Raw genomic sequence first — 10916 nt, 5'->3', positions numbered from 1 at the left:
GCGGCGGCTGGGGAGGGCGCGGGGTGGGCGGGGCCCGGGGCGGGCACGACACCGCCGGGGTACGGCCCCGGGCCGAGGGCCGCTGAGGAGGACGGCGGGTGGTCCGGGTGGCCGGAGATCGCAGAGGACGGCAGGTGGTGTGGGTGGCCGGGAATCGCAGAGGAGGGCGCCGGGCGGTCCTCGCGGCCGGGACCCGCAGAGGACGACACCAGGCGGTCCGAGTCGCCGGGAATCGCAGAGGGGGGCGCCTGGTCCCAGCCGCCGGGAGCCACCGAAGGCGACACCAGGCGGTCCCAGCCGCCGGGGACCGCAGAGGGGGGCGGCGAGTGGTCCGGGCCAGGGGGCGTCGGTCACGGAGTCGGGCGGGCTGGGGCGGGGGCTATGCCTGCGGGGTACGACGCCACCGGCGGGGACGGCGAGGCCGGCGTTTCCCGGGTCGAGGACGAGGCGCGCGGCGAGGCAGCCGGGCCCTACGCGCCGGGTGTGCCGTACCGTCCGCCGAACCCGGCCACCAACCCGTACCTGCGGGTCCCCGACGAACTTCTGGAACCGCAGGACGCCCGGCCGGATGACGACTCCGCCGCCGCGGGTGACGGCGACATCCACGGCGCCCCGACGGTCGTCCGGCCCGTCGCGCCCCCTCCGCGCGGGCCCGGGCGGTCCCCCGGGCCCGGGAACGGGAACGGTCCGCCCGCCCGGGCGGACGACGGGCCACCGCCCCCGCCACCGCCCCCACCGCCGCGCAGACCGCGGGGCGGCCGGTGAAGCCCCCCTGCCTCCGACCGGCCCCTGACCGGGCTGCGGCCGCCGGCCGGCCCTCGTACGCAGCATTCCCGCCACCCGCCCGACACCCACTGTTCCCTGTCCGCCAGGCGGACCTCAGGGGCGGTACGCGCCGCCCGCCGGATACGGTGGAACCACCATGAGCGCTTCGCAGACCTCGTCTTCCGATGTCCCTGCCGACGTCCCGGCCGACGTCCCCACCCTGCTGGTCAAGATCTTCGGCAAGGACAGGCCCGGCATCACCGCCGGCCTCTTCGACACCCTCGCCGCCTACTCCGTCGACGTCGTCGACATCGAGCAGGTCGTCACCCGTGGCCGAATGGTGTTGTGCGCGCTCGTGACCGAGCCGCCCCCGGGTCTGGAGGGAGACCTGCGGGCGACCGTCCACAGCTGGGCCGAGTCGATGAAGATGCAGGCGGAGATCATCTCCGGCCTCGGCGACAACCGGCCGCGCGGCCTGGGCCGCTCCCTGGTCACCGTCCTCGGGCACCCGCTCACCGCGGAGGCCACCGCGGCGATCGCCGCGCGGATCACCAAGGCCGGCGGCAACATCGACCGTATCTTCCGGCTCGCCAAGTACCCCGTGACCGCGGTCGAGTTCGCCGTCTCCGGCGTGGAGACCGAACCGCTGCGCACCGCCCTGGCCACCGACGCCGCGAAGCTCGGCATCGACGTGGCGGTGGTCGCCGCCGGCCTCTACCGGCGCGCGCAGCGCCTGGTCGTCATGGACGTCGACTCGACACTCATCCAGGACGAGGTCATCGAGCTGTTCGCGGCCCACGCCGGCTGCGAGAACGAGGTCGCCGAGGTGACGGCGGCCGCGATGCGCGGGGAGCTGGACTTCGAGCAGTCCCTGCACGCGCGCGTGGCGCTGCTGGAGGGGCTGGACGCCTCCGTCGTGGACAAGGTGCGCAGCGAGGTGCGGCTGACGCCGGGCGCCCGCACCCTGATCCGCACGCTGAAGCGGCTGGGCTACCAGGTGGGCGTCGTCTCGGGCGGTTTCACGCAGGTCACGGATGATCTGAAGGAGCGGCTCGGGCTGGACTTCGCCCATGCCAACACGCTGGAGATCGTCGACGGCAGGCTGACCGGCAAGGTCACCGGCGAGATCGTGGACCGCGCGGGCAAGGCGCGGCTGCTGCGCCGGTTCGCCGCCGAGGCGGGGGTTCCGCTGTCGCAGACGGTGGCGATCGGTGACGGCGCGAACGACCTGGACATGCTGAACGCGGCCGGTCTGGGCGTGGCCTTCAACGCCAAGCCGGTGGTGCGCGAGGCCGCGCACGCCGCGGTGAACGTCCCGTTCCTGGACACGGTGCTGTACCTGCTGGGCATCACGCGCGAAGAGGTCGAGGCGGCGGACACCGTCGAGACGGTCTGACCCGCCCCGGGGAGCCCGGCGCCGGTCAGGCGCCGGGCTTTCCTCACTCCAGCCGGGTCGGTCCGCTCACGGGGAGCGGGTCACTCGGCCGGTGCCCAGTAGTCCCGCAGCGTGGCCACGCCCGGCTCCAGGCTCTTCCACGAGCCCGTGAACGACAGCACGGCGAAGGCGGCGGTCGGAAACCCGCGGCGGGCCATCCGCTCCCGGGCGTCGCTCTCGGCCGAGCCCGCCAGGACGTCGGCGAGGCCCTGGATGCCCGGGTTGTGGCCGATCATGAGGAGGTTCTGCGCGTCGTCTGGGGTCTCGTTGAGCACGGCGATCAGTTCACCCGGCGAGGCCTCGTAGATCCGCTCCTCGTAGACGGTTTTCGGCCGCTGCGGGAACTCCTGGACGGCCAGCTTCCAGGTCTCCCGGGTGCGGACCGCCGTGGAGCACAGGGCCAGGTCGAAAGGGACGCCGGTGTCGGCGAGCCTGCGCCCGGCCTCCGCCGCGTCCATTCGGCCCCGGTCGGCGAGCGGACGCTCGTGGTCGGTCACCTGTGGCCAGTCGGCTTTCGCATGGCGGAAGAGGACAATCCTGCGCGGTTCTGCGACGCTCATGAGATCCAGCTTCGCATGAAACACGCCACAGGGCGCAGGGAGTTGACCACCGACTCGAGCCGTGCTCAGCGGGTTGCCAGCTGCTCGATCCGCTCGAAGAGGTGGGTGATGGCGGGGTCGCCCCCGGCCGCGTGGGCGCCGGACGGGTGCAGGATCAGCAGGAGCAGGGCCGTGAAGGCGAGCGCGGGCAGGGCCAGGGCCCACCAGGGCAGGCGGCTGTCGGCACCGGCCCGGGTCGCCGGGTGGGGCGAGGTGTGCACAGGAGCCGACATGTCTGCCTCCGCTCTTCGAGTGGTCGGTGACCGGTCCGGCGTGGTCACACCTCGAAGCTACGGAATCCGCGGGCGCCAACCCATCCGGTGATCCACCCACTTGACCCTGACCCTCACCCCCTAGGGGACAGGGGGGCTAGCCCCACCATGGGGCGGGCGGGCGCCGGGTCAGGGCGAGGCGATGGTCGCGATGACGGCGATGACGATGAAGATCGCGAAGAAGGAGCCGAACACGAGCAGCATCTTCTTCTGACCGTGCTGGGGATTCGGGTCGAGCACTGGCATGGGACAAGTCTCGCACCCGCCCGGCGCGCCGCCCTCCCCGGGGTCCGGGCCCGACGAGTCCGACGCGCGAAGGCCGGCGGTGTCCGGGGCGCGTAGTCCGGCGGCTCAGCGGCCCGCCTCGTCCTCCACCGTGCGGTCCCGGCCCGCCAGGACGCCGACCACCATCTGCGGGATCATCAGGGCGCTCATCAGCGCGATCGGCAGGCCCCAGCCACCGCTGTGCTGGTAGAGGACGCCGACCAGGAGCGGTCCGGGGATGGAGATGAGGTAGCCGGTGCTCTGGGCGAACGCCGACAACTGGGCCACGCCGGGCCCCGTCTTCGCCCGCATGCCGACCATGGTCAGGGCGAGCGGGAAGGCGCAGTTCGCGATGCCGAGCAGCACGGCCCACGCCCAGGCGCCGGCGGCGGGCGCGAGGTACAGCCCGGCGTACCCGGCGAGGCCGCAGACGCCCAGGGCGAGCACGATCGGGCCCTGGTGCGGCAGCCGCGTGGCCAGGCGGGGTATCACGAAGGCGAGGGGCACGCCCATGACCATGGTGACGGCCAGCAGCAGCCCCGCGGTGCCCGCGGGGACACCGGCGTCCCGGAAGATCTGCGCCATCCAGCCCATGGTGACGTAGGCGGCGGTGGCCTGGAGCCCGAAGAAGACGGCCAGGGCCCAGGCGGTGCGGCTGCGGGTGATGCGCAGCGGCGGGGCGGCCCCGCGCGCGGGTTCCGGCGCGGCCGCGCCATGCGCCTCGCCGCCGTCGGCCCCGTCGGCCGCCCGGACCGACCCGGCACCATCCCGAACGGACCCGACACCGCCCCCTACCGACCCGGCACCATCCCGAACAGGCCCGACGCCACCCCGTACCGTCCCGACGCCGCCCGGTGTCGACCCGGCGCCGTCCGCCTCCTGCTCCCCGGCCCTCTCCCCCTCCCCCGGTGCCGTCGCGCGACCGCGGACGAACGGCAGCCACGGCAGGACCGCCGCCACGGCCAGCGCCGCCCACAGGGTCAGGCCCGACTGCCAGCTCCCGCCGAGCGCGTCGGTCAGGGGCACCGTGACCGCCGCCGCGAGGGCCGTGCCCAGGGCGAGGGCCATCGAGTACAGGCCGGTCATGGAACCGACCCGGTCGGGGAACCAGTGCTTGACGATGACCGGCATCAGCACGTTGCTGACCGCGATGCCCATGAGCGCGAGGGCGCTGCCGGCCAGGAAGCCGGCCGTGCTCCCGGTGTACGGCCGCACCAGCAGGCCGGTGGCGATGGCGGCCATGCCGGCGCACACCACCGCGCCCGCGCCGAAGCGGCGGGCGAACCGCGGGGCCATGACGCCGAAGACGGCGAAGCACAGCGGCGGCACGGAGGTGAGCAGCCCGGCCACGCTGCCGCTCATGCCGAGCCCGTCGCGGACCTCCTCCAGGAGGGCGCCGAGGCTGGTGATGGCCGGGCGGAGGTTGAGCGCGGACAGCACGATGCCCGCGACGAGCAACCGCATCGTCCACGCGCGCGGGGACCCGCCGCCCGGTTCCCCGGCACCCGGCGCGGCAGAACCGCGCGGGGCCGGGGGTGCCGTGGTCCGGGGTGTCGTCCGCGTCTTCGTCCGGGTTTCCTCACGAGCCATGAGGCCCATCATAGAATCATGGGATGATTGACTGTCCACTCCCGTCCGGCCCACGGACGCCCCCCGGACGCCCCCCGGGCCGCCGTCCGTGCGAAGGTGAGTCATGCCCCTGAGCCATCCCCGACGTTCGGCCCTGTCCGAGCAGGTCATCGCCGCGCTGCGGGCCCAGATCACGGCGGGTGAGTGGCCGGTCGGCTCCCGCATCCCGACCGAGCCGGAGCTGGTCGAGCAGCTCGGCGTCGCCCGCAACACCGTCCGTGAGGCCGTGCGCGCCCTCGCGCACAACGGCCTGCTGGACATCCGCCAGGGCTCCGGCACGTACGTCGTGGCGACGAGCGAGCTGGCGGGCGTGATGCAGCGGCGGTTCGCCGACGCCGACCCCGGGCACATCGCCGAGCTGCGCTCCACGCTGGAGTCCTCGGCCGCCCGGCTGGCCGCCGAGCGGCGCACGGAGAAGGACCTCAAGCAGCTCGACACGCTGCTGCTGCGGCGCGAGGAGGCCTGGCAGTCGGGCGACGCGGAGACGTTCGTGACCGCGGACGCCACCTTCCACCTGGCCGTGGTGTCCGCCTCGCACAACGACGTGATGACGGCCATGTACGCGGACCTGGGCGAGGTGCTGCGGGACTGGCTGCGCGAGGACGTCGGCGAGGAACTGACGCCGGAGACGTACATGGATCACGGACGGCTGCTCGACGCGATCCGGGCGGGCGACGCGGAGCAGGCGGCGGCGGAGGCCGCCCGCTATCCGTTCCTGTGCCGTCTGGGCGGGATCAGTTCCCCTTCCGGTGGCTGATCCACACCTCGTCGACCTCTTTCCAGCAGCGCCCGGTCAGCCGCACGGTCTGCGCGGGCGCGGTCGCCACCGGCGCGCTGTCGGTGTCGAGGTCCCACCAGCGGGCGCACTCCACGTGCAGGCTCACGCGGTCGGTGTCCGGATAGGGGTTGTGGCAGTGCGCGGTCACGGTGGAGCCGGTGACCCTGATGCGGCAGGCCGCGCCGAACGGGTCCGCCGGCTCCTGCTCTCCGGCCGGCACGCGCGCGTGGGGCACCGCCTCGTGGGCCAGAGTCAGCACGACAGCGACGGCGAGGGACAGTGAGGCCGTTCGGCGGGACAAGCGCACAAGGGGACCTCCTCGGCCGTGCTGGGGAGGGGCGTGGTGAACGCGTCTCCCAGACTGCCCAGGTGCGGCCCGGACCGCCCGGCCGGCTGCGCCGAACGGGTGACGCCCCGTTCCCCCCGCGCGCGGGGGGAACGGGGCGTCAAGGCGTCCGGAGCGTACGCGGGGTCAGGCGCCGACGGCGTGCAGACCGCCGTCCACGTGGACGATCTCGCCGGTGGTCTTCGGGAACCAGTCGCTCAGCAGCGCGACGACGCCGCGGCCGGCCGGCTCCGGGTCCTTCAGGTCCCACTCCAGCGGGGAGCGGGAGTCCCACACGGACGCCAGCTCGCTGAAGCCCGGGATGGACTTGGCGGCCATGGAGCCGAGCGGGCCGGCCGAGACCAGGTTGCAGCGGATGTTCTGCTTGCCCAGGTCACGGGCCATGTAGCGGCTGGTGGCCTCCAGGGCGGCCTTGGCCGGGCCCATCCAGTCGTACTGCGGCCAGGCGAACTGCGCGTCGAAGGTGAGCCCGACGACCGAACCGCCGTTCTGCATCAGCGGCAGGCAGGCCATGGTCAGCGACTTCAGGGAGTACGCCGAGACGTGCATGGCGGTGGCGACCGACTCGAACGGCGTGTTCAGGAAGTTGCCGCCGAGGGCGTCCTGGGGGGCGAAGCCGATGGAGTGCACGACACCGTCGAGGCCGCCGAGCTCCTCGCCGACGATGTCGGCCAGGCGCCCGAGGTGCTCGTCGTTGGTCACGTCGAGCTCGATGACCTTGACGGGCTTGGGCAGCTTCTTGGCGATGCGCTCGGTCAGCGTGGGCCGCGGGAACGCCGTGAGGATGACCTCGGCGCCCTGCTCCTGGGCCAGCTTGGCGGTGTGGAAGGCGATGGAGGCCTCCGTCAGCACACCGGTGATCAGGACGCGCTTGCCCTCGAGAATTCCGCTCATGGTGATCAGTGACCCATTCCCAGTCCGCCGTCAACGGGGATGACGGCTCCAGTGATGTACGAGGCGTCGTCCGAGGCGAGGAACCGCACGGCCGCGGCGATCTCCTCCGGCTGGGCGTACCGGCCGAGGGGCACCTGCGACACGATGCCGGAGCGCTGCTCGTCGGTGAGCACCTTGGTCATGTCGGTGTCGACGAAGCCGGGTGCGACGACGTTGAAGGTGATGTTGCGCGAGCCCAGCTCCCGGGCGAGGGACCGCGCGAAGCCGACCAGGGCGGCCTTGGAGGCGGCGTAGTTCGCCTGCCCCGCGGAGCCGAGCAGCCCGACGACCGAGGAGATGAGGACGACGCGGCCCTTCTTGGCGCGCAGCATGGCGCGGTTGGCGCGCTTGACGACGCGGAAGGTGCCGGTGAGGTTCGTGTCGATGACCGAGGTGAAGTCCTCCTCGGACATGCGCATCAGGAGCTGGTCCTTGGTGATGCCGGCGTTGGCGACGAGGACCTCGACGGGGCCGTGGGCCTCCTCGATCTCCTTGTAGGCCTGCTCCACCTGCTCGGCGTCGGTGATGTCGCACTTGACAGCCAGGAAGCCGGCCGGCGGCTCACCCGAGCGGTACGTGATGGCGACCTTGTCGCCGGCATCGGCGAAAGCGCGGGCGATGGCGAGGCCGATGCCCCGGTTGCCTCCGGTGACGAGAACCGAGCGGCTCAACGGATCACCCTTTCGGTAGCGGTCTGATACCCCGCCCGGGCGCCTGGACGACAGGCGGCGATGACAGGCGGCTTCCTCGAAAACCTATCGGTCCCGGCACGCCCGCGGACAATCGGGCACCGACAGTGGCGTAGGGGACTCACTGTCGGGTCCCTACAGAAGCCCGCGCTCCTCGGTCCGGAAAGTCATGGCCCGCGCGCGGGATGGGCGACATGATCGGAGCAGTCACCAAGAACGGCAGCCACGGTCACCTCGACAGAAAGAGACGGCGGTGCCTCATACCATCGACGAGGCCTTCACGGCCCTCCCCCTACGCGCCCTCGCCGACGCGGCCCTCGCACGCGCGCGTGCCCTGGGCGCCGAGCACGCGGACTTCCGGTTCGAGCGGGTGCGCAGCGCCTCCTGGCGGTTCCGGGACGCCAAGCCCGCCGGGTCGTCGGACACCACCGACCTCGGCTACGCGGTGCGGGTGGTGCACGGCGGCACCTGGGGCTTCGCCTCCGGCGTCGACCTCACCATGGACGCCGCCGCCAGGGTCGCCGGGCAGGCGGTGGCCATGGCGAAGCTGTCCGCGCAGGTGATCAAGGCGGCCGGTTCGGACGAGCGCGTCGAGCTGGCCGACGAGCCGGTGCACGCCGACAAGACGTGGATCTCGTCGTACGAGGTCGATCCGTTCACCGTGCCGGACGAGGAGAAGGCCGGGCTGATCGCCGAGTGGAGCGCGCGGCTGCTGGCGGCGCGCGGAGTGGACCACGTCGACGCCTCGCTGCTCACCGTCCACGAGAACAAGTTCTACGCCGACACGGCCGGGACCGTCACCACCCAGCAGCGGGTGCGGCTGCACCCGGTGTTCAACGCCGTGTCGGTCGACGAGTCCAGCGGCGAGTTCGACTCGATGCGCACCCTCGCGCCGCCCGTCGGACGCGGCTGGGAGTACCTGCGGGGCACCGGCTGGGACTGGGCGGACGAGCTGGAGCGGATCCCGGAGCTGCTCGCCGAGAAGATGCGCGCCCCGAGCGTCGAACCGGGCCTGTACGACCTGGTCGTCGACCCGTCCAACCTGTGGCTGACCATCCACGAGTCCATCGGCCACGCCACCGAGCTCGACCGGGCGCTCGGCTACGAGGCCGCCTACGCCGGCACCTCCTTCGCCACCTTCGACCAGCTGGGCAGGCTGCGCTACGGCTCCGAGCTGATGAACGTCACCGGCGACCGCACCGCCGAGCACGGCCTGGCCACGGTCGGCTACGACGACGAGGGCGTCGAGGGCCAGTCCTGGGACCTGGTGCGCGACGGCACGCTCGTCGGCTACCAGCTGGACCGGCGCATCGCGCGGCTGACCGGCTTCGAGCGGTCCAACGGCTGCGCCTACGCCGACTCCCCCGGCCATGTGCCGGTCCAGCGCATGGCCAACGTGTCGCTGCGGCCGGACCCGGCCGGGATGTCGACCGAGGACCTGATCGGAGGCGTGGAGCGCGGCATCTACGTGGTCGGGGACCGGTCCTGGTCGATCGACATGCAGCGCTACAACTTCCAGTTCACCGGGCAGCGCTTCTACCGCATCGAGAACGGGCGCCTGGCCGGGCAGCTGCGGGACGTGGCCTACCAGGCGACCACCACCGACTTCTGGGGCTCGATGGCCGCGGTGGGCGGCCCACAGACCTACGTGCTGGGCGGCGCCTTCAACTGCGGCAAGGCTCAGCCGGGCCAGGTCGCCGCCGTGTCGCACGGCTGCCCCTCGGCGCTGTTCAAGGGCGTCAACATCCTCAACACCACCCAGGAGGCCGGTCGATGAGCGCGCGCACCAGCAAGCCCCACGAGGTCGTCGAGCGCGCCCTCGAACTGTCCCGGGCGGACGGCTGTGTCGTCATCGCCGACGAGCACTCCTCCGCCAACCTGCGCTGGGCGGGCAACGCCCTGACCACCAACGGCGTCACCCGCGGGCGCACCCTCACCGTCGTCGCCACGGTCGACGGCAAGGAGGGCACGGCCTCGGGGGTCGTGTCCCGGTCCGCCGTGACCGCAGGCGAACTGGAGCCCCTGGTGCGGGCCGCGGAGGCCGCCGCGCGTGGCGCCGGCCCGGCCGAGGACGCGCAGCCGCTGGTCACGGGCGTGGACCGGTCGCCGGAGTTCGCCGAGGCGCCCGCCGAGACCTCCTCGGCCGTGTTCGCCGACTTCGCGCCGGCGCTCGGCGAGGCCTTCGCACGCGCGCGTGCGGGCGGCCGCGAGCTGTACGGCTTCGCACACCACGAGCTGGTGTCGTCGTACGTGGGCACGTCCACGGGGCTGCGGCTGCGGCACGACCAGCCGAACGGGACACTGGAGCTGAACGCGAAGTCGCCCGACCGGACCCGGTCCGCGTGGGCCGGGCGCTCCACCCGGGACTTCAAGGACGTGGACCCGGCCGCCCTGGACGCCGAGCTGGCCGTCCGCCTCGGCTGGGCCGAGCGGCGCGTGGAGCTGCCGGCGGGGCGGTACGAGACGCTGCTGCCGCCGACGGCCGTGGCGGATCTGCTGATCTACCAGATGTGGTCGGCCTCGGGCCGGGACGCGGTGGAGGGCCGCACGGTCTTCTCCAAGCCGGGCGGGGGCACGCGGATCGGCGAGAGGCTCACCGGTCTGCCGCTGACCCTGCGCAGCGACCCGCACGCGCCCGGTCTGGAGACGGCGCCGTTCGTGATCGCGCACTCCTCGGGCGGCGACCAGTCGGTGTTCGACAACGGGCTGCCGCTCTCGGCCACCGAGTGGATGCGCGAGGGGGAACTGCGGCACCTGACCACCAGCCGGCACAGCGCCGGCCTGACGGGGCTGCCGGTGGCACCGGGCATCGACAACCTGATCCTGGACGGGGGCGAGGACCGCTCCCTGGACGACATGGTGGCGAACACCGGGCGAGGGCTGCTGCTGACCTGCCTGTGGTACATCCGCGAGGTCGATCCGGCGACGCTGCTGCTGACGGGCCTGACCCGGGACGGCGTGTACCTCGTGGAGAACGGCGAGGTGACGGGCGAGGTGAACAACTTCCGGTTCAACGAGTCGCCGGTGGGTCTGCTGGGGCGGGCCACCGAGGCGGGGCGGACGGAGAAGACGCTGCCGAGGGAATGGAGCGACTGGTTCACCAGGGCCGCGATGCCCGCGCTGCGCGTCCCCGATTTCAATATGAGCTCCGTCAGCCAGGGCGTATAACCTCGTACCCACCACGAGCCCAATCAAGGAGATACGAG

The 10916-nt window shown here is 72.9% G+C and carries 11 protein-coding genes; 4 read left to right on the top strand and 7 right to left on the bottom strand.

What is annotated here, in order from left to right; genetic code table 11:
• Nucleotides 1–922: 922 nt before the first annotated feature.
• Nucleotides 923–2161, top strand: coding sequence for a phosphoserine phosphatase SerB (gene serB / locus RIN80_RS01570; RefSeq protein ID WP_309093621.1), 1239 nt, complete (start codon nt 923–925; stop codon nt 2159–2161).
• 80 nt (nt 2162–2241) lie between these two features.
• Here the strand turns inward: serB and RIN80_RS01565 are convergent, their stop codons facing one another.
• The 4 genes from RIN80_RS01565 to RIN80_RS01550 all read right to left on the bottom strand — a co-directional run bounded on the left by RIN80_RS01565 (nt 2242) and on the right by RIN80_RS01550 (nt 4937).
• Nucleotides 2242–2760 (bottom strand): histidine phosphatase family protein, encoded by a 519-nt coding sequence (locus RIN80_RS01565; protein WP_309093620.1) that lies wholly within the window; start codon nt 2758–2760, stop codon nt 2242–2244.
• Between the two features lie 65 nt (nt 2761–2825).
• Nucleotides 2826–3032 (bottom strand): hypothetical protein, encoded by a 207-nt coding sequence (locus RIN80_RS01560; RefSeq protein WP_309093619.1) that lies wholly within the window; start codon nt 3030–3032, stop codon nt 2826–2828.
• Nucleotides 3033–3200: 168 nt separating this feature from the next.
• The gene (locus tag RIN80_RS01555; RefSeq protein WP_086025071.1) at nt 3201–3317 is read right to left on the bottom strand and encodes an SGM_5486 family transporter-associated protein; all 117 of its coding nucleotides are present in this window, start codon (nt 3315–3317) and stop codon (nt 3201–3203) included.
• A 105-nt stretch (nt 3318–3422) separates the two neighbouring features.
• Nucleotides 3423–4937 (bottom strand): MFS transporter, encoded by a 1515-nt coding sequence (locus RIN80_RS01550; protein WP_309093618.1) that lies wholly within the window; start codon nt 4935–4937, stop codon nt 3423–3425.
• 91 nt (nt 4938–5028) lie between these two features.
• Here RIN80_RS01550 and RIN80_RS01545 point away from each other — a divergent pair, with 91 nt between their 5' ends.
• Nucleotides 5029–5721 carry a FadR/GntR family transcriptional regulator gene (locus tag RIN80_RS01545; RefSeq protein ID WP_309093617.1) on the top strand — a complete coding sequence of 231 codons (693 nt, stop codon included), beginning with the start codon at nt 5029–5031 and terminating at the stop codon, nt 5719–5721.
• Here the strand turns inward: RIN80_RS01545 and RIN80_RS01540 are convergent.
• The 3 genes from RIN80_RS01540 to fabG form a co-directional block, all read right to left on the bottom strand.
• Nucleotides 5699–6049, bottom strand: coding sequence for a hypothetical protein (locus RIN80_RS01540; RefSeq protein WP_309093616.1), 351 nt, complete (start codon nt 6047–6049; stop codon nt 5699–5701). The two genes, RIN80_RS01545 and RIN80_RS01540, sit on opposite strands and share 23 nt — an antisense overlap.
• Nucleotides 6050–6214: 165 nt before the next feature.
• Entirely contained in the window at nt 6215–6982 is a 768-nt protein-coding gene (fabI, locus tag RIN80_RS01535) for an enoyl-ACP reductase FabI (protein WP_309093615.1), read from the bottom strand.
• Between the two features lie 5 nt (nt 6983–6987).
• Entirely contained in the window at nt 6988–7692 is a 705-nt protein-coding gene (gene fabG, locus RIN80_RS01530; protein ID WP_309093614.1) for a 3-oxoacyl-[acyl-carrier-protein] reductase, read from the bottom strand.
• A gap of 271 nt (nt 7693–7963) precedes the next feature.
• On the opposite strand from fabG, the gene RIN80_RS01525 reads away from it, so the two are divergent.
• Together RIN80_RS01525 and RIN80_RS01520 are read left to right on the top strand one after the other, a co-directional pair.
• Nucleotides 7964–9487: a TldD/PmbA family protein gene (locus RIN80_RS01525; protein ID WP_309093613.1), complete on the top strand. Its 1524-nt coding sequence runs from the start codon at nt 7964–7966 to the stop codon at nt 9485–9487.
• A complete protein-coding gene (locus RIN80_RS01520) occupies nt 9484–10878 on the top strand; it encodes a metallopeptidase TldD-related protein (RefSeq protein ID WP_309093612.1) in 1395 nt (464 codons plus the stop codon). Before RIN80_RS01525 ends, RIN80_RS01520 begins: the two co-directional genes overlap by 4 nt.
• Nucleotides 10879–10916 lie beyond the last annotated feature (38 nt).

Origin of the sequence: Streptomyces sp., from assembly GCF_031181705.1 — a bacterium.
Classification (GTDB): domain Bacteria; phylum Actinomycetota; class Actinomycetes; order Streptomycetales; family Streptomycetaceae; genus Streptomyces.
Note: the sequence above shows the minus strand (reverse complement) of the source record. Positions and strands in the feature narration are given on the sequence as shown.